This window comes from Haloprofundus halophilus (assembly GCF_003439925.1).
GTDB lineage: Archaea > Halobacteriota > Halobacteria > Halobacteriales > Haloferacaceae > Haloprofundus > Haloprofundus halophilus.
In genome coordinates, this window is record NZ_QQRR01000001.1 from 1,572,627 (window position 1) to 1,590,757 (window position 18,131).

20 protein-coding genes are annotated in these 18,131 nt (G+C 66.4%); 10 read left to right on the plus strand and 10 right to left on the minus strand.

Annotated features, from left to right (window positions below; genetic code table 11):
* Positions 1-64 precede the first annotated feature (64 nt).
* Positions 65-583, minus strand: coding sequence for a TspO/MBR family protein (locus DV709_RS07910; RefSeq protein ID WP_117593423.1), 519 nt, complete (start codon positions 581-583; stop codon positions 65-67).
* 110 nt (positions 584-693) lie between these two features.
* Between DV709_RS07910 and alaS the strand changes: the two genes are divergently transcribed.
* From alaS to DV709_RS07935, 5 genes are all read left to right on the plus strand, one after another.
* A complete protein-coding gene (gene alaS / locus DV709_RS07915; protein ID WP_117593425.1) occupies positions 694-3,462 on the plus strand; it encodes an alanine--tRNA ligase in 2,769 nt (922 codons plus the stop codon).
* A gap of 84 nt (positions 3,463-3,546) precedes the next feature.
* On the plus strand, positions 3,547-4,335 hold the full coding sequence (locus tag DV709_RS07920; RefSeq protein ID WP_117593427.1) for an alpha/beta fold hydrolase: 789 nt from the start codon (positions 3,547-3,549) through the stop codon (positions 4,333-4,335).
* A 74-nt stretch (positions 4,336-4,409) separates the two neighbouring features.
* Positions 4,410-5,114 (plus strand): type 1 glutamine amidotransferase, encoded by a 705-nt coding sequence (locus DV709_RS07925; protein ID WP_117593429.1) that lies wholly within the window; start codon positions 4,410-4,412, stop codon positions 5,112-5,114.
* Between the two features lie 82 nt (positions 5,115-5,196).
* The gene (locus DV709_RS07930) at positions 5,197-6,414 is read left to right on the plus strand and encodes an acyl-CoA dehydrogenase family protein (protein WP_117593431.1); all 1,218 of its coding nucleotides are present in this window, start codon (positions 5,197-5,199) and stop codon (positions 6,412-6,414) included.
* 301 nt (positions 6,415-6,715) lie between these two features.
* Entirely contained in the window at positions 6,716-7,003 is a 288-nt protein-coding gene (locus DV709_RS07935; RefSeq protein ID WP_117593433.1) for a DUF7853 family protein, read from the plus strand.
* Positions 7,004-7,054: 51 nt separating this feature from the next.
* Here DV709_RS07935 and DV709_RS07940 read toward each other — a convergent pair whose 3' ends face one another.
* Together DV709_RS07940 and DV709_RS07945 are read right to left on the minus strand one after the other, a co-directional pair.
* The gene (locus DV709_RS07940; protein ID WP_117593435.1) at positions 7,055-7,411 is read right to left on the minus strand and encodes a thiol-disulfide oxidoreductase DCC family protein; all 357 of its coding nucleotides are present in this window, start codon (positions 7,409-7,411) and stop codon (positions 7,055-7,057) included.
* A gap of 42 nt (positions 7,412-7,453) precedes the next feature.
* The gene (locus tag DV709_RS07945; RefSeq protein ID WP_117593437.1) at positions 7,454-7,930 is read right to left on the minus strand and encodes a cupin domain-containing protein; all 477 of its coding nucleotides are present in this window, start codon (positions 7,928-7,930) and stop codon (positions 7,454-7,456) included.
* Positions 7,931-8,127: 197 nt separating this feature from the next.
* Between DV709_RS07945 and DV709_RS07950 the strand changes: the two genes are divergently transcribed.
* Together DV709_RS07950 and DV709_RS07955 are read left to right on the plus strand one after the other, a co-directional pair.
* A complete protein-coding gene (locus tag DV709_RS07950) occupies positions 8,128-8,448 on the plus strand; it encodes a 4Fe-4S dicluster domain-containing protein (RefSeq protein WP_117593439.1) in 321 nt (106 codons plus the stop codon).
* Between the two features lie 99 nt (positions 8,449-8,547).
* Entirely contained in the window at positions 8,548-9,003 is a 456-nt protein-coding gene (locus DV709_RS07955) for a ferritin-like domain-containing protein (protein ID WP_117593441.1), read from the plus strand.
* 38 nt (positions 9,004-9,041) lie between these two features.
* On the opposite strand, the gene DV709_RS07960 is transcribed toward DV709_RS07955, so the two are convergent.
* The 4 genes from DV709_RS07960 to DV709_RS07975 all read right to left on the minus strand — a co-directional run bounded on the left by DV709_RS07960 (position 9,042) and on the right by DV709_RS07975 (position 13,365).
* Positions 9,042-11,267: a (Fe-S)-binding protein gene (locus tag DV709_RS07960; protein ID WP_117593443.1), complete on the minus strand. Its 2,226-nt coding sequence runs from the start codon at positions 11,265-11,267 to the stop codon at positions 9,042-9,044.
* Positions 11,268-11,361: 94 nt separating this feature from the next.
* A complete protein-coding gene (locus DV709_RS07965) occupies positions 11,362-12,066 on the minus strand; it encodes an energy-coupling factor transporter transmembrane component T family protein (RefSeq protein ID WP_117593445.1) in 705 nt (234 codons plus the stop codon).
* Positions 12,060-12,779 (minus strand): energy-coupling factor ABC transporter ATP-binding protein, encoded by a 720-nt coding sequence (locus DV709_RS07970; protein WP_117593447.1) that lies wholly within the window; start codon positions 12,777-12,779, stop codon positions 12,060-12,062. The genes DV709_RS07965 and DV709_RS07970 overlap by 7 nt, the downstream gene beginning before the upstream one ends.
* A 1-nt stretch (position 12,780) precedes the next feature.
* Entirely contained in the window at positions 12,781-13,365 is a 585-nt protein-coding gene (locus tag DV709_RS07975; protein WP_117593449.1) for a biotin transporter BioY, read from the minus strand.
* Positions 13,366-13,472: 107 nt separating this feature from the next.
* Between DV709_RS07975 and DV709_RS07980 the strand changes: the two genes are divergently transcribed.
* Complete coding sequence (locus DV709_RS07980) at positions 13,473-14,072, plus strand: conditioned medium-induced protein 4 (RefSeq protein ID WP_117593451.1); 600 nt, start codon at positions 13,473-13,475, stop codon at positions 14,070-14,072.
* Between the two features lie 196 nt (positions 14,073-14,268).
* On the plus strand, positions 14,269-14,937 hold the full coding sequence (locus DV709_RS07985; RefSeq protein ID WP_117593453.1) for a CRISPR-associated protein Cas4: 669 nt from the start codon (positions 14,269-14,271) through the stop codon (positions 14,935-14,937).
* 18 nt (positions 14,938-14,955) lie between these two features.
* On the opposite strand, the gene DV709_RS07990 is transcribed toward DV709_RS07985, so the two are convergent.
* The 3 genes from DV709_RS07990 to DV709_RS08000 are packed head-to-tail and all read right to left on the minus strand — an operon-like array spanning position 14,956 to position 16,407.
* Positions 14,956-15,543: an L-threonylcarbamoyladenylate synthase gene (locus DV709_RS07990; protein ID WP_117593455.1), complete on the minus strand. Its 588-nt coding sequence runs from the start codon at positions 15,541-15,543 to the stop codon at positions 14,956-14,958.
* 55 nt (positions 15,544-15,598) lie between these two features.
* A complete protein-coding gene (locus tag DV709_RS07995; RefSeq protein ID WP_117593457.1) occupies positions 15,599-16,108 on the minus strand; it encodes a redoxin domain-containing protein in 510 nt (169 codons plus the stop codon).
* Complete coding sequence (locus DV709_RS08000; protein ID WP_117593459.1) at positions 16,108-16,407, minus strand: glutathione S-transferase N-terminal domain-containing protein; 300 nt, start codon at positions 16,405-16,407, stop codon at positions 16,108-16,110. The genes DV709_RS07995 and DV709_RS08000 overlap by 1 nt, the downstream gene beginning before the upstream one ends.
* Before the next feature lie 103 nt (positions 16,408-16,510).
* On the opposite strand from DV709_RS08000, the gene DV709_RS08005 reads away from it, so the two are divergent.
* Positions 16,511-17,929, plus strand: coding sequence for a hemolysin family protein (locus tag DV709_RS08005; RefSeq protein ID WP_117593461.1), 1,419 nt, complete (start codon positions 16,511-16,513; stop codon positions 17,927-17,929).
* Positions 17,930-18,131: the final 202 nt, after the last annotated feature.

Consider the following 18,131-nt stretch of genomic DNA (forward strand, 5'->3'; position numbering starts at 1 on the left):
GCCTCTGCCCCGGAAGGTGAGTGTTCGGTCGGTCGGGGAGTCGATGACGAATCGCCGGGGACCGTTACAGCATCGGGGCGAGCGAGGTATTCAGCCGCCAAATTTCGAAGTTGAGAACGGCGGCGAACGACGCCCAGAGCAGATAGGGGACGAGAAGCGCCGCCGCGCGGCGGTCGACGCGGGCGAACAGCGCGATGGTGACCACGACGGCGACCCAGAGTGCGACGATGATACCGAAGGCGACGAGCGGCAGCTGGAGCGCGAAGAACGCGGGTGTCCACGCGAGGTTCAGGACGAACTGCGCGGCGAAGGCGGCGTACGCGGCTCGAACCGCCGACGAGGGGCGGCGCTCCCACAGCAACCAGAGGGCGATTCCCTGCAGCGTGAACAGCGCCGTCCAGACGACGCCGAAGGTGATGGGCGGCGGGTAGAACCACGGTTTCTCGAGCGAGGCGAACCACGCCGTGTCCGGGCCGGCGAGCAGTGCGGGCGCCGCACCGACCGCGTTGACGAGGACGACGAACCCCAGTGCAGTCGCGAGCGAGCGTCCGTCCGGGAGCGTTCGGCTTTGCGTGCGTTCCATACTCACCGTGAGGGACGCCGGGAGCCTAACGCTTCTCCCGACAAACCGATGGCGAAACGCCGCCCGGCGTTCCCGAATCCTTTTAGCCGGTCATCGGCCAAACAGAACCAATGAGCAGCCTCGAATCGGAGTATCGTCTCGACTATTTCGAAGAGAACGACTTCGAACGCAAGGAGTGCGTCTCCTGCGGTGCCCACTTCTGGACGCGCGACCACGACCGCGAGACGTGCGGCGAACCGCCGTGCGACGAGTACAGCTTCATCGGCGACCCCGGGTTCGCCGAATCGCACACGATGGAGGAGATGCGCGAGGAGTTCCTCTCGTTCTTCGAGGAGAACGGCCACACGCGTATCGAACCGTATCCGGTCGCGGCGAACCGCTGGCGCGACGACGTGCTGCTGACGCAGGCGTCCATCTACGACTTCCAGCCGCTCGTCACCTCGGGCGAGACGCCGCCGCCGGCGAACCCGCTCTGCATCAGTCAGCCGTGCATCCGAATGCAGGACATCGACAACGTCGGCAAGACGGGCCGCCACACGATGGCGTTCGAGATGATGGCCCACCACGCGTTCAACGCCCGCGAGGAGGTCGGCGACCGGTACGCCTACGAGGGCGAGGTGTACTGGAAGGACGAGACGGTGCAGTACTGCGACGAGTTCTTCGAGAGCCTCGGCGCGAACGTCGAGGAGATAACGTACATCGAGGACCCGTGGGTCGGCGGCGGCAACGCCGGTCCCGCCATCGAGGTCATCTACAAGGGCGCGGAGCTGGCGACGCTCGTCTTCATGTCGATGGAGCAGGACCCCGACGGCGAGTACGAACTGAAGGACGGCAACCGGTACTCGCCGATGGACACGTACATCGTCGACACCGGCTACGGTCTCGAACGCTGGACGTGGATGAGCCAGGGGACCCCTACGGTGTACGAGGCGGTCTACCCCGATATGATCGCGTTCCTCAAGGAGAACGCCGGCATCGACCACACCGACGAGGAGGAGGAACTCGTCCACCGCGCCGCGAAACTCGCCGGGGCGATGGACATCGACGAGGCCGAGGACATGAAGACGGCTCGCTCCGAAATCGCCGGGCGACTCGACGCCGACGCCGACGAGTTGACCGAACTGATGCGGCCGCTCGAAGACATCTACGCCATCGCCGACCACTGTCGGACGCTCGCGTACATGTTCGGCGACGGCATCGTCCCCTCGAACGTCGGGACGGGCTACCTCTCGCGGATGGTGCTTCGACGAACGAAGCGACTGGTCGACAACGTCGGCGTCGACGCGCCGCTGGACGAACTCGTCGACATGCAGGCCAAGCGCCTCGGCTACGAGAACCGCGACACGGTTCGCGACATCGTCCGCACCGAGGAGCGCAAGTACCGCGAGACGCTCGAACGCGGCGGTCGGCGCGTCCGCCAGTTGGCCGAGGAGTTCGCCGAGAAGGGCGAGCCGATTCCGACGCAGGAGCTCATCGAGCTGTACGACAGCCACGGCATCCAGCCCGACATGGTGCAGGAGATAGCCGACGAGCGCGACGTCGACGTGGAAATTCCCGACGACTTCTACTCGCTCGTCGCCGCGCGCCACGAGACGCCCCAGCAGACCGAGGCGGCCACGGAGCGCGACGAACGGCTCTCGGACCTCCCGGAGACCGAGCGACTCTACTACGACGACCAGGAGCGCACGGAGTTCGAGGCCGTCGTCCTCGACGTGTTCGAGCGCGAGGACGGCTACGACGTCGTGTTGGACCAGACGATGTTCTACCCAGAAGGCGGCGGTCAACCCGCCGACCACGGCCATCTCGTCTCCGACGACGGCTCCGTCGAAGTGAGCGACGTGCAGCGTCGCGACGGCGTCATCCTCCACCGGACCGACGCCGACCCCGGCAAGGGCGAGTTCGTCCGCGGGCAGGTCGACATCGAACGTCGCCGCAGCCTGATGCAACACCACACCGCGACGCACATCGTCGGCTACGCGGCCCGAGAGGTCGTCGGCGACCACGTCCGACAGGCGGGCGCGCAGAAAGGCGTCGAGCGCTCGCGTTTCGACGTCACCCACTACGAGCGGCTCACGCGCGAGCAGGTCGAGGAGATAGAGCGCGTCGCCAACCGACTCGTCCGCGACAACGTCCCGGTGAAACAGGAGTGGCCCGACCGCAACGACGCACAGGAGAAGTACGGCTTCGACCTCTATCAGGGCGGCATCCCGCCGGGCGAGCAGATTCGACTCATCCAGGTCGCCGACGACATCCAGGCCTGCGGTGGCACGCACGTCAAGCGGACCGGCGACATCGGCACGATCAAAATCCTCACCACCGAGCCCGTGCAGGACGGCGTCGAGCGCATCATTTTCGCGGCGGGCGACGCCGCGATTCGCGCGACTCAGGAGACGGAGAACTACCTGCGCGACGCGGCCGAGGTGCTCGACGTCAACCCCGAGGACGTGCCGGACACCGCCGAGCGGTTCTTTACCGAGTGGAAGGAGCGCGGTAAGCAGATAGACCGCCTGAAGCAGGAACTCGCCGAGGCTCGCGCCGCGGCCGAAGCCGAGGAGATAGACGTGGGCGGGACGCCCGCCGTCGTCCAGCGACTCGACACCGACACCGACGAACTCCGCGCGACGGCCACCGCGCTCTCAGAGGACGGGAAGGTCGCCGTCCTCGGCAGCGGCGCGGGCGGCAGCGCCCAGTTCGTCGTGAGCGTCCCCGACGGCGTCGCCATCAACGCCGGCGAAGTCGTCGGCGAACTCGCCGGGAGGGTCGGCGGCGGCGGCGGCGGTCCCGCGGACTTCGCGCAGGGCGGCGGCCCGGACGTCGACAGCCTCGACGAGGCGCTCGACAGCGCGCCCGACGTGCTTCGGAACGTTCTGAACGCGTAGGCTCGCGGACGGTCGGTCCCTCTGTCTCTTTCTCCGCGACTCGCAGACGTAACGCTGACAGTGTCGAGAGACGAGCATCCGTCAATGACTACCGCAACGAACGGCGGCGTCTCGCTTCACTACCAGACCGACGGTGACGGCGAAACCGTCGCGTTCGTCGGCGACGCGGGCTACGGCGCGTGGCAGTGGGGCTGGCAGCACGCCGCCGTCGCCGGGCCGTTCGAGAGTCTCGTCTACGACCAGCGCGGCGTCGGTCGCTCGGACGCCCCGGAAGGATCGTACACGGTCGGCGAGCTCGCACAGGACCTCGAAGTCGTCCTCGCCGACCACGGGGTCCGGAAAGCGCACCTCGTCGGCGCGGGTCTCGGCGGGATGGTCGCTCTCCAGACGGCGCTCTCGTCGAACCGCGTGGCGAGTTTGACACTGGTGGCGACGGCGGCGACGGGCGCCGAACTGGGGGTAGACTCGCTGCGCGCGGACCCGAGGAACCCCGAGGAACTCCGCCGGGCGACCGAAGCGGCCCTCTCGGCGGCGTTCGTCGAGCGACACCCCGACGTCGTCGACCGAATCGTCACGTGGCGGGCCGACGAGGACGCGTCGCCGCGGGTGTGGGACGCACAGACGACCGCCGTAGAGCGGTTCGACGCGAGCGACCGACTGTACGAGATTACGGCTCCGAGCCTCGTCCTCCACGGGACCGCCGACTCGGCGTGGCCCGTCGAACGAGGGCGGAGACTCGCAGACGACCTCCCGCGCGGGACGTTCGAGGCGGTCGACGGCGCGGGTCACCTCGTCGGCGTCGAAACGTCGAAGGACGTCAACGACCGCCTCTTGGCGTTTCTGGAAGAGCACTCCGACGTGGAGTATCTCTGAGACCCACCCCATAGACGTCGGCAGGATTCGCCCGGACGCAACGCCTTTGACCCCCGAGAGACTCAGTCTCCAGCATGAGCAGACTTCGCTTCGCGCTTCTCGACGCCTCTCACGGCAGCGGAAGCACCAGACGGAACTTCAGACGCGAACTCGACGCCGACCTCGTGGAGTTCGCCGCCAGCGAGGGAGAGCTTCCCGACGGCTACGAGTACGACGGCGTCGTCGTCACCGGCTCTCGGGCCTCCGTGTACTGGGACGAAGAGTGGATACCGCCGCTCGTCGACTACGTCGCCGAAGCCGCCGGGCGTGGGATTCCCGTGCTCGGCGTCTGCTACGGCCACCAGGTGCTCGCCGAGGCGCTCGGCGGGCGCGTCGGCGGCATGGACGACTTCGAAATCGGTTACAACGAGGTCGAGCATCTCGACAACGACCCGCTGTTCGAGGGCATCGACGACCGGTTTACCGTGTTCACGACCCACGGCGACGCGGTCCTCGAACTGCCGCCGGGCGCGGAGCTACTGGCGAAAAACGAGTTCGGCGTCCACGCCTTCCGTACGGGCGACAGCTACGGCGTGCAGTTCCACCCCGAGTACGACGTTGAGACGGCGCGCGAGGTGACCGAGGGCAAGCGCGAGCGACTCGGCGACGAGCGGGTCGACGAGGTGCTCTCCGGTATCACGAGCGAGAAGTTCGACGCCGCCTGCGAGGCCAAGCAGTTGTTCGACAACTTCGTCGCGCACGCGAAGCGCGTTCGCGAGGGGCAGGCGGCGGAAGTCTGAGCCATCTCGGCGGCGGGTGCGTCAACAGGCAACAGGCAACACTTACGAACACTTTTTCACACGACGCCGCGCAGAGTCCTACATGCTCGATTACGTAGATTTGGAGGCCGACCTCGACGAGGAGGAGCGGATGATTCGCGACACCGCCCGCAGGTTCGTCGACGAGAAGGTCAAACCGGAGATCGGCGACCACTACGAGGCGGGGACGTTCCCCGAGGAGCTCATCCCCGAGATGGGCGAACTCGGCTTCTACGCGCCGAACCTCGACGGCTACGGCCTCCCGAACGTAGGCGAGCGCGCCTACGGACTGCTGATGCAGGAACTGGAGGCCGGCGACGCGGGCATCCGGTCGATGGCGAGCGTGCAGGGCGCGCTCGTGATGTACCCCATCCACGCCTTCGGCAGCGACGAGCAGAAAGAGCGCTGGCTCCCGGAGCTCGGGACGGGCGAGGCCGTCGGCTGTTTCGGTCTCACGGAGCCGAACCACGGGTCGAACCCCTCGGGGATGGAGACGCGTGCGGAGCGCGACTCCGCCGAGGAAACCTCGGCTGACCCCCGAGAAGCGACGAACGCTTCTCGGGACGGCGACGAGTACGTCCTCAACGGCTCGAAGACGTGGATCACGAACTCGCCCATCGCGGACGTGGCCGTCGTCTGGGCGCGCGACACCTCCGCCGACGGGTCGCCGATTCGCGGGTTCCTCGTCGAGACCGACCGAGACGGCGTGACGACGAACAAGATAGACGAGAAGCTCTCGATGCGCGCGTCCATCACGGGCGAGATCGGCCTCAACGACGTCCGCATCCCCGAGGAGAACGTCCTCCCGGGCGTCGAGGGGCTGAAAGGCCCGCTCTCGTGTCTCACGCAGGCGCGGTTCGGTATCGCGTGGGGCGCGGTCGGGTCGGCGCGCGACTGCTTCGAGACGGCGCGGCAGTACGCGACCGACCGCGAACAGTTCGGCGGCCCAATCGCACGCTTCCAGATTCAGCAGGAGAAACTCGCGGAGATGGCGACGCAGATCACGACGAGTCAGTTGCTCGCGTACCGCCTCGCCGACCTGAAAGAGCGCGGCGACCTCCGACCCGAGCAGGTGTCCATGGCCAAGCGCAACAACGTGCGGATGGCGCGCGACCAGGCGCGAATCGCCCGCGAGATGCTCGGAGGCAACGGTATCACGACCGACTACTCGCCGATGCGGCACCTCTCGAACCTGGAGACGGTGTACACCTACGAGGGAACCCACGATATCCATACGCTGGTCCTCGGGAAGGATCTCACCGGGATTGCGGCGTTCGAGTAGTCTTCGAGAAATATCGCAATCGCGGTGAGAAACCGGGATTGCGGCGTTCGAGTAGCTTTTCGAGAAATATCGCAATCGCGGTGAGAAACCGGGATTGCGGCGTTCGAGTAGTCTTCGAGAAATATCGCAATCGCGGAGAGAATAACCAGTTCGACTATCTTACAGTCAATTTCTGAATCAGTTTTCGCAGAGACGCCGCAGACGTTGGAAATCGAGCACCTATACCGGTTAGGGATGTACGTTTCGGTTGTGACACGGACGGGGAGGCTTTACCTGTCGACGACGTAGCGTCGGGCGAGCCATGACCACTCCAGCGTACAACGGCTCAGCCGAACTCGACCTCACGCACGCCGAGTCGTGGGTCGTCCACGCCGCCGTTCTCGCGGCCATCGAGCGCACGCTCGACACCGGGCAGAAGCCGATGCAGGAACACGCCCTCCGCGAGAAGGTCGAAGAGGACGAAACGTTCACCGACAGCGAACTCCGGAGGCTCCGACAGATGCTCGCGACGTATCTGGAGTCCGCACCCGAACGCGACGTCGAACCCGGCGAAGCCGTACTCGGCTACATCCGCCGAACCATCGAATAACTGGCCCTCGGTCCCCGAACCGGGCGAACGCGCCGCCGTCTCGCCGCCCCGTCAGACCGACGACCGACTGACGAACCGTCCCCAGACCGCCCGTCGGTCGGCGGCCCACCGATAGAGTCGCTCGCGGAGCGACGGGTACGCCGGCACTCGACGGAGTACCGAAAACACACCGTCGAAGACGGGATGCAACGCCGCGAGCACTCGCTCCGCGGCCGCTCCGCAGGAGTAGACAGTCTCGTCCGTGAGCAGATGCGCACAGTTCTCGTAGTCCGCCGGGAGGCGCGCGAGCTGGTCGTCGGCGAGTTCCGCGAAGCCGATCAACTCGAACTCGCCGTAGCGGTCGGCGACGACGGCACACCACGTGCAGAAGCCGCAGTCGTCGTCGTAGACGAGACGTGGCGCGGACATACGCTCCCGTTCGACGGCCGCCCCCTTAGTGTTCCCCGTTTTTCACCCCTCCCAGTAGCCGACGGTGTCGTCGCGGCGGTAGTAGCCCTCGACGACTCGCGGGGCGTCGCTGCCGGGAGCCGACCCGGCGAAGATGCCGACCTTCCCCGAATCCGGGTAGACGCTCACGTCCGGGTCGTCCATCGTCGACAGCATCAGATAACGGAGCGTCCCGCCGCCGTCGCTGCCGACTCGGTGGGCGCTCTCCTCGCCGGCCGGCAGTGCGACGTAGTCGCCTTCTCGCAGGTCGTACTCGTCGCCGTCGAGACGGAGCGTGCCGCGACCGGAGAGTACGTAGATTGCCTCCTCGTTGCCCGTGTGGAAGTGATAGGGCCACGAGTTTCCGCCGGGCGGGAGTTCGTAGAGACTGCAGCCGAGGCGGTCGCCGCCGGCGGCGCTGGCGAGTTTCTTCCGTCGGAAGTGGGTGTCGTCGCGCTCGGTCTCGGTCCAGTCGATGTCGGCTTCGTTGACGGGTTCCATACGCCGGCTTCGCGGGCGGTGGCTATCAAACCGGGTCGAAACGAATCGGACGCCAAAGGCAGTAATGGGGTGACGACGCCACGAGCCGTTCGCTCGCGGAGACGCCATCAGACTCGTCCGACTCGGCTGACGAGCCATCTGCTCACGCCGTTCGCAGAGACGTGCCCTTAAGTAGCTGACTCTCTCACCGTTCGGTAATGGGAATCGACCCGAACTTCGACGCAAACCTGGAGAAAGTCGGCGAGGAGAACGGCGTCGACGTGTGGGGACCCGTCGACCCGCCGGAGAAACTCGGCATCCACGGCACGCACGTCGCTGTCGACTACGACATCTGCTTCGCCGACGGCGCGTGTCTCGAAAACTGTCCCGTCGACGTGTTCACGTGGGTGGACACCCCCGACCACCCCGAGAGCGAGAAGAAAGTCGAACCGACCTACGAGGACCAGTGTATCGACTGCATGCTCTGCGTCGATATCTGCCCCGTCGACGCCATCGACGTGGACGCGAGTCGAGACTGAGCCGCCGTCCGTCGCCGCGGACCTCCTCTCGAAGACGAGAGTCCCCGAGAGCGACCGGTACCCAGTTAGATAACGTCGGATGTGGCACTCACTAGTGTAATGACCTCGCAAGAAGTCACGGACACGCTAAAGCAGGCGTACATGGACGAGATAGAGACGGTGATGAACTATCTGACGAACTCTATCGTGCTCGACGGCGTCAGCGCCGAGGAGGTCAAGGAGTCGCTCCGCGAGGACATCCAGGAGGAGCTCGGCCACGCGGAGATGCTCGGCGAGCGGCTCAAACAGCTCGACGAGCAGCCGCCGGGCTCCGCCGAGTTCGAACCCCGACAGGAGACGCTCCAGCCGCCGGAGGACACGACGGACGTGTACTCGGTCATCGACGGCGTGCTCGACGCCGAGGAGGACGCTATCGAGACGTACCGCTCGCTCATCGAGCAGGCCGAGGAGGCCGGCGACCCCGTCACCGAGGACATCGGCGTGACCATTCTCGCCGACGAGGAGGCCCACCGCACCGAGTTCCGCGGCTTCAGAAAAGAGTACAAGGGCGACTGAGAGCGGCGTCGTAGACGACGCAGACGGCGTGGGGCGACTCAGTCGGCCGTCGCCGGACGTGCGTCGTCGGCTGCGGTCGCCGTCTCCGCCTTCGCGTCGAGCGCTTCGATGAGCAGTTCGGCGACGTCGACGATTTCGATGTCGTCCTCGAAGTCGCCCGTTTTCCGCCCGTCCTCGTACATCGTCATGCACATCGGACAGGCGACGACGAACTTCTCGACCGCCGAACCCGCGTCGGTGTCTTCGAGCGCCTCGCGGAGTCGCTTTTCGCTGGGTTTCGGCTCTTCGTCGAACTCCATCCAGAGCCCGCCGCCGCCGCCGCCGCAGCAGAAGGAGTCCGCGCGATTGCGCGGCATCTCGTGGAGGTCGCAGCCGGTCGCTTCGATGATGTCTCGGGGTGCTTCGTACACGTCGTTGTAGCGGCCGAGGTGACACGGGTCGTGGTAGGTGACGGTGTAGTCGAGTTCCGTCCCGTCGAGGCCGAGGCGGCCGTCGGAGACGAGTTGTTCGACGACCTGCGACCAGTGGTACACCGGAATCTCGCCCTCTTCGTTCCAGTACTCGTCGTACTCGAACGGCATCACGGGGTCGTCGGCGAACTCGCCGAAGTCGATCTCCGGGTACTCGTTCTTCATCGTGTTGTACGAGTGCGGGTCCGTGCAGACGATTTTCTCGAACTCGCACTCCTCGAACGTCTCGACGTGGTGGCCGGCGAGTTCGAGGTAGAGGAACTCCTCGCCGACGCGTCGGATGTCGTTGCCGTCGAACTTCTCGTCGTCGAAGAGGATGCCGAAGGAGACGCCCGCGCGCTCGAACAGCGTGGCGAGCGAGCGCGCGACCTTCTTGTTTCGGTCGTCGTAGCTCGGGTAGTCGCCGACGTACCAGAGGAACTCGACTTCCTCCTCGCGGGCGTCGGTGAGGTCGAAGTCGAGGGTATCGGCCCAGTCGGCGCGCTTGCGCGGCGGGTCGCCAAACGTGTTGCCCTTCTGCATCAGGTTGCCGAAGACGTCCTGCATGTTCGACTGGACCGCGCCCTCGTCGGTGAGCTGGCGGTTCATCCGTGTGAAGGAGTTGAGGTGCTCGATTTCGACCGGGCAGGCGTCCATACACGCCATACACGCCATGCAGGACTCCATCGTCGAAGCGTCGATGACGGCGTTACCGCCGTCGGCGATTATCGGCTTCGACTCCGTCTCGCCGGCGTCGAGCGACTCTCTGTAGGATTTGAGGTCGAGAATCACGTCGCGCGGGTCGAGCGGCCGGCCGGACGCTTTCGCCGGGCAGACCGACGAACAGCGGCCGCACTTCGTGCAGGCGTCCTGGTCGAGAATCTCCTTCCAGGAGAAGTCGTCGATGGACTCGGCGTTGACGTGGTCCAGGTCGGCGGGGACGCCCGGAAGCCGACTCCCGGCTCTCTCGTCGCGGGTGACGACGTTGGCGAACGACGAGAGCATGTGAAACGGTTTGGCGTAGGGAATCCACGCGATGAACCCCAGCGCGAGAAGCGAGTGGCTCCACCAGCCGAACCAGTACAGCGACTCGGCCTGTCCGGCGGACATCCCCGCGGCGTCGAACACCAGCGCGAGGAAGTACCCGACGAAGCTCACCGTCTCGAACTCGGGAAAACCGGTGCCGGCGATGCGGAGCCCCTCGATGAGGTAGCCGCCGACACCGAGCAGAAACAGCGTCCAGACGAACGCGTCGTCCTCCGTCGAGGTGTGTTTCCCCCAGAGTCGGTCGTGGCGGACGGCGTAGCGTCGGTACAGCGCCATGGAGACGCCGACGACGAACAGAAAGCCCATCGCGTCCATCACGAGCGAGTACGAGAGGTAGAAGTCCCCTCGGAAGAACGACCCCTGTCCGAGCAGTTTCGTCCAGATGTCCATGTCGAACGCGAGGATGGAGGTCCCGATGAACAGCGTCAGAAAACCCCAGAGGATGAACGCGTGCATCACACCCGCGTAGAGGTCGCGGTCGAACTGCTTCTCGTTCGAGAGGGCGATTCGGGCGGCGGTCCCGACTCGCTCGGGGAGTTCCGCGAGGCGGTCGACGGGTTCGTCGCTCCCGCGGGTGTAGCGGGCGAACCGCTCGTACACGCCGTAGGCGAAGACGAGAATGACCAACGCCGCCAGCCAGTAGAAGACGACCTCGCCGACGTGGCTGATAGTCCAGAACGTCGGACGCGTCGGCGCCTCCGCCTGCAGGAGCGCCGCTGGAACGCCCGGAGACGGCGCGAACGCGCCGCCCACCTGCAAATCTGTCATACTCAATCACCGGGGTACGGACCGGTTAAATCTTGCCACCCGCTTCGCCGCGCGAGAGAGCACGAACGGGGCGGAGCGGTAGACGGCGCGAGGGTCAGACGACCGCCCACGCCGCAAGAACTGCCGCGACGGTAAACCCGAGCCAGTCCAGACGGGCGAACCGGAGCATCGGCAACGTCGGGTTCCAAGCGAAGCAGCGAGCGCGGAGTGCGAGCGACAGTCGGTCTGCGCGCCCGAACGCGCGACCGAGGCCCGCTATCGCCGTGAGTTCGATGCGCTCGACGACTGGTCGCTCGTCGCCGAGTCGGGCGGCCATCGCCTCGCGGGTGCGCCGCAAATCCGAGAGCAAGAGCGGGAAGAATCGGAACACGAGCGCGATTCCCGTACCGAGGAACTGTCCGAATTTCCCGGGCACGGTGCGCTGGACGGCCGCTCGCGTCTCGCGGACGGGCGTCGACCGGACGTAGGCGGCGGTGACGAACAGTACGAGGAGGGCGCGATAACTGGCGAGCGCGGGGTCGATGGCGTCCGCGAAAACGACCCACGGCGGGCCGAGCGTCAGCGCCGAGACGAGCGGCCCGGCGGCGAGAAACGGGAGCACGAAGCGGTACCCCCGCAGCGCGGAGAGGGGCGAGAGACCCGAGGACGACAGAAGTGCGGCGGTCACACCCGAGAGCACGAGCAGGCCTCGGGGCGTCTCGTGGGCGAACGCGGCACCGACGAAAGCGAACTGCACGAGGAGTTTCGTCCGCGGGTCGAGGCGGTGGGCGAGCGAGTCGCCCGGCGAGTACGTCAGCACGGGTCAACCGGTGGGACGCGCACGTCGAGGTCCGCGAGCGACTCGCGGGTCGACGCCGATTCGGGGTCGCCGTCGACGACGACTCGACCGTCGGCCATCGCCACCACGCGGTCCGAAAGCGAGAGGAGGTCCCGCAGGTCGTGGGTGACGACGACGACGCTCGTCCCGTCGGCGCGGAGCGCCCGGAGACGGTCGAGCACCGAGCGCCGCGCGGGTTCGTCGAGACCGGTGAACGGTTCGTCCAGCACGAGATGCGTCGGTTCCATCGCCAGCGCGCCCGCGATGGCGACGCGTTCGCGCTCGCCGCCCGAGAGGTCGGCGACGCGTTCGTCTTCCCGTCCTACGAGGTTCACCGCCGAGAGCGCGGCGTCGACGCGGCGGTCGATTTCGGCGTGAGAGAGGCCGAGGTTCTCCGGGCCGAACGCCACGTCGGCGCCGACGGTGGCGGCGACGAGCTGGTCCCGCGGGTCCTGAAACACCATGCCGACGGCGACACGCGCGGCGACGAGGTCCTCGTGGACCGCTCTGCCGTCGACGGACACCTCGCCCGAATCCGGTTCGAGCAGACCGTTGAACTGGCGGACGAGCGTCGACTTGCCGGAGCCGTTCGCGCCGACGAGCACGAGGAACTCGCCGTCTTCGACGGTGAGCGACACGTCGTCGACGGCGACGGTGTCGCCGTAGCGGTGCGTGAGGTTGCGGACCGTTATCATCCTATGCGGCGGCGACGGCGTCCGAACGGACGATACCGACGGCGGCGGCGATCTTCAGCGCCTCGGCGGGCAGAAAGGCGGCCGCGCCGACGGCGAACGCCTCGCCGACGCCGACACCGAGTGTCAGCATCAGCCCGACCATCCCGAAGGCGTAGACGACGACGGTGCCGGCGACCATCGCGCCGACGAGCAGCGGCGTGCTCGCCTCGCGGTACTCTCGGAGCGAGAGGCCTCGGTGGACGACGACGCCGACGAGCGCGGCGGCGACGGGGTACGACCAGAGGTAGCCGAGCGTCGGGTCGGCCAGCAGTGAGCCGAAGCCGGCTCCACCGCCCGTGAAGACGGGGACGCCCGCCGCGCCGGCGGCGAGATACAGCACCATCGCCGCGCCGCCCCAGACGGGGCCGAGCATGATTCCTGCGAGGAAGACGCCGAGGACCTGCAAGGTGACCGGCGCGGGCGACACTGGGTTCGGAAACGAGACGTACGCGAACGCGCCCACCAGCGCCGCGAACAGTGCGGCGCGGGCGACGTTCTTCGCCGTCTCGTCGCCGACGAGTTCGACGTTGTCTGTCGATGTGGCCATGGTTCGATTGTTTCGTAAACCCACTTTAACACCACGGTTTACGACATTCCGTACCCCGTGTGAGTTGGCAGTAGGCTTTTGTACGGCAGGGATGTCTAATAGCCACCATGGACGAGAAGACGGCGGAACTCCGGGACATCTTCATCGATGCCACCGGCTCGGATACCGTCACGGAGAGTCAGGAGGAGGGGCGGGGGTCCCTGACCGAGGACGAGGAGAACATCGAGCGACGACTCGACGAACTCGTCACGACGATGCGGAACCGGTACGAGTTCGCGAACGACCTCGAAACCGCGACGCTCGTGCAGGTCGTCCGCGGATTCTACGACGAGCAGTCGGACGAGGAACTGGCCGCGGAGCTGAATCTCGACGAGTCGGAACTGTTCGACGCGCGAATGGACCTCCACCTCGTGAGCGAGTCGGACCGCGACGCGCCGTTCGCACTCGACGAACTACGGACGCTCGTCGTCGACGACGTGCCGATGAGCGACCGGGCCGCCGAACTCGACAGCGACGAGTCGACCGTCCGCCGGTACTCGGCGGTCGTCGAGGCCGACCAACGCTCGACGCGGGCGAACGACCGGTTCCGCGACGAGTTCGCCGAACTGCTCACCGATTCGGACCTCTCGGCGCGCCTCGTCGAGACCGCCCGCGAGGACGGCCTGAAAGAGGCAACCGAAGATATCGAGACGAACGTCTCCTTCTGACGCACCTTTTTACGCCTCGGGTTCGCGCAGAGCGCGAACCGCTCGGCGCAAAAATCTGCACCAAAAAGGCCGCTCGCTCGGCCTCGCGGCCTCACTCGCGGTCGAACGGCTCGGCGAACCGCTCCGCACAGCACGATACTGCACAGCACCGAACCGGGCCGTAGATTCAAATACCGGAACGGGACCAACCCGCCGCGTGCCGACGTTCACCGACCTCTCGCGGGCGACGTACTGTCCGCGACAACTGTACTACGCTCGCCGCGACGAAGACCGCGGACCGCCGTCGGAGGTCGCCGACGTTCGCGAGTTGGCGTTTCGCTACGAGGAACTGGTCGACGCCGACGACGAGGCGATTCGAGGGCTTCCCGTCGCAGTCGAACCCGACGAGTATCGGCGTGCGCTCGACCGACTCCGCGAACGCGACGAGTGGACGAGTCTCTGTAACCCCGCAGAGCGCGACCGCCTGCTTCGCGGGAGGGACGCGCGGGGAATCGCGCACAAGATTCTCCCGGACGAGTCCGAAGACGACCCGCCGATACCGACGCTCGTCTCGCCCGGCCACCCGCCGGAGCAGGGGGTCTGGAAGCCGCAGAAAGTGCGTGCCGTCGCGGCGGCGAAGGCGCTCTCGTGGGAAGAAGAGCGCGAGGTACCCCGAGCCCTCGTCGAGTATCCGGCAGTCGGCGCCGTGCGGACGGTCCGGCTGACGACCCGCGCGAAGGCGGCGTACCGAACCGCGGTTCGGACAGTGCGGTCGATGGACGGCCCGCCGCCGCGACTCCGCGGCAGCGACAAGTGTTCGTCGTGCGAGTACCGGAGTCGATGCGGGGTCAAGACGCGGTCGCTCCGGTCGTTACTCGGACTGTGAGCGCCGATTCCGGAGGAGTCACTCCCGCTTCAGCCACGCCTCGATGTCGTCGGCGCGCGCGCCGCGGCGGTGAACGACGTTCTCGCCGACGTCGACCACCGTGCTCTCCGCGCCGGGTGCCTCGCCGTCGTCGAGCACCGCGCCCACCGCGTCGCGGATTCGGGAGTCGAGTTCGTCGATACGGCGGACGCTTCCGGCCCCGCTCCGGTTCGCACTGGTCGCCGTCAGCGGCGTCGGCGCGAGTTCCGAGAGGAGTTCGAGCGCCAAGTCGTGGTCGGGGACCCGGATACCGACGCGCTCGCGTCCGGCGGTGAGCGCGTCGGGAACCACCTCTCGGCGGGCGGTGACGACGGTCACGGGTCCGGGGAGGAACTCGCGCATGAACCGAATCTCCCGGTCGGTCGGGTCGATGTACGAGAGCGCCGCGTCGACGCTCGGAGCGCCGAGCGACAGCGGCTTGTCGCGAGCGCGGCCCTTCAACTCGAACACGCGTTCGACAGCGTCGGCGTCAAGCGCGTCCGCGCCGAGTCCGTACACCGTCTCCGTCGGATAGACGACCGCCTCGCCGCGTTCGACCGCGGCGACGGCGTCTGCGACTGTGTCCATAGCCGTGGGTAGGCGCTCGGATAAAAAAGCGTGCTGCGTTCGGTCGTCGCTCGGCTCAGACGAGGTCGTCGATAGCCGCCTCGACCTCGTCGTAGTCGGGGAAGTCGGGCCACTCGCTGGCGACCCACGCGTACTCGACGGTGCGCTCGTCGTCGAGCAGGAACACCGCCGGGCGCGCCTCGGCCACGCCCGCCATCCCGTCGAGGTCGTTCTCGACACCGTACTCGGCGGCGACGCCGTTCTGCGGGTCCGAGAACAGCGAGTACGACATCTCGCGTTCCTCGATGAACGTCTTGTGTTCGTATGGCGAGGAGATGGAGAGGCCGACGACGGTGAGCGTGTCACCCCAGTTACGGTCGCGGATCTCGTTCCACACGTACGTCGCCGGGAACGCGCCGTCCATCGTGTAGAACACGAGGAGGACGGGCCCGTCGGCGGTGAGTTCGGACAGCGACGCGTCCTCCCAGTACTCGGCGTCGACGAGCGGTCGGGTGAAGTCGGGCGCCGTGTCGCCGACGTCGACGTGGTCGGTCTCGGGGAGTTCGACGACCTCGAAGTCGACCACTACGCCGCACCTCCGTTGTCGGCGTCCACACCGCCGTCGGTCGCCGCCTCGCCGTACGTCTTGTCGAGATACTCGACGATGTTCGCCGACTCCGACATCGTCAACCCCGTGTTCTCGTCGACGATGGCCGGAACGGTCCGCTTGCCGGAGATTCGCCTGACGACGTTGCGCTCGGAGTGCATCGGTTCGACGAACCGCGACCGGTAATCGAGGTCGTACTCCCGGAGTTTACGGACGACGCGCTCGCAGTACGGACACGCCTGTAATCGGTACAGGGTGATAGCTGGGTCGTCGGACATGCGTTCCAGTACGAGCGTTCGCGGCCTAAGCGCTTCGCTCGCGGCACCTCCCTGACGGGGAGGACAACTCTTAATTCAGGGCCAAGATAAGAATACGTGTCACATGGGTTTGCCGCTGCTACACACGGCCTATTTTCCGCCTCATCAACCCGCGCAGGCGATTGGTCCTATCCCGATCAACTCGACGACTGTCGCCGTCGCCGGTGTCGTCACCATCGGGATTCTCGTCACGCTCTCGGCGTTCTTCTCCTCGTCGGAGATAGCGATGTTCTCGCTGGCGAAACACCGCGTCGATTCGCTCGTCGAGGACAACGTCCCGAACGCGGAGACGGTGCAGGCGCTAAAGGAGAACCCACACCGGCTCTTGGTGACGATTCTCGTCGGCAACAACATCGTCAACATCGCGATGTCCTCGATCACCACCGGGTTGCTGTCGTACTACAACTTCAGCGGCCTCGAGTCCGTGCTCATCTCGACGCTCGGCATCACGACGCTCGTGTTGCTGTTCGGCGAGAGCGCGCCGAAGTCCTACGCGGTCGAGAACACCGAGTCGTGGGCGCTGCGTATCGCTCGCCCGCTGAAGTACTCCGAGTACGTCCTCTACCCGCTGGTGGTGTTCTTCGACTATCTCACGCGGACTATCAACAAATTCACCGGCGGGCAGTCCTCCATCGAGTCGTCGTACATCACCCGCGACGAGATTCAGGACATGATCGAGACGGGCGAGCGCGAGGGCGTCATCGAGGAGGAGGAGCGCGAGATGCTCGACCGCATCTTCCGCTTCACCAGTACTATCGCCAAGGAGGTGATGACGCCGCGTCTCGACGTGACCGCCGTCCCGAAGGACGCGACCATCGAGGAGGCCATCGAGACGTGCGTGCAGGCCGACCACGAGCGTATCCCCGTCTACGACGGCAACCTCGACAACATCATCGGTATCGTCAACGTCCGCGACCTCGTCCGCGAGCAGCACTACGGCGAGGGCGGTAACGGCCTGAGCGACGTGGTCAACCCGACGCTGCACGTCCCCGAGTCGAAGAACGTCGACGAACTGCTGGCGGAGATGCAGGACAACCGCCTCCAGATGGTCGTCGTCATCGACGAGTTCGGCACCACCGAGGGCATCATCACGCTCGAAGATGTCGCCGAGGAGATCGTCGGCGACATCCTCGAAGGCGACGAGGAGGAGGCGTTCGACCCCGTCGACGAGCGGACGACGCTCGTCCGCGGCGAGGTCAACATAGACGAGGTGAACGAAGTGTTGGAACTCGAACTCCCGGAGGGCGAGGAGTTCGAGACGCTCGCGGGCTTCATCTTCAACCGCGCGGGTCGCCTCGTCGAAGAGGGCGAGAAGATCGAGTACGACGGCGTCGTCATCCACATCGAAGAGGTCGACAACACCCGCATCATGCGCGCGCGCATCACGAAACCGGAGTCGCCGACGACCGAGAACGAGGAAGAGGCCGAGCAAGAGGGAGACCACGAACAGCCCTCCGAAACCGACCAACCGAGTCGAACGTAGTACGTGTCGGGCGACGACGGGGACGGTACCCGGACCGACCGCGACGGCTCATCGGCCGCCACCCGACGAACGTCGACGACACTCCCAACCGTCGTAATCCAGTCCGGGGCCGCAGACGTCGGAGTCGCGCTGGCGCCGCCGAGTCTACCGCCGTCGTCTCGGCGGACGCCGAGGACGGTATCGGGGGCGACAGCGACGGAGA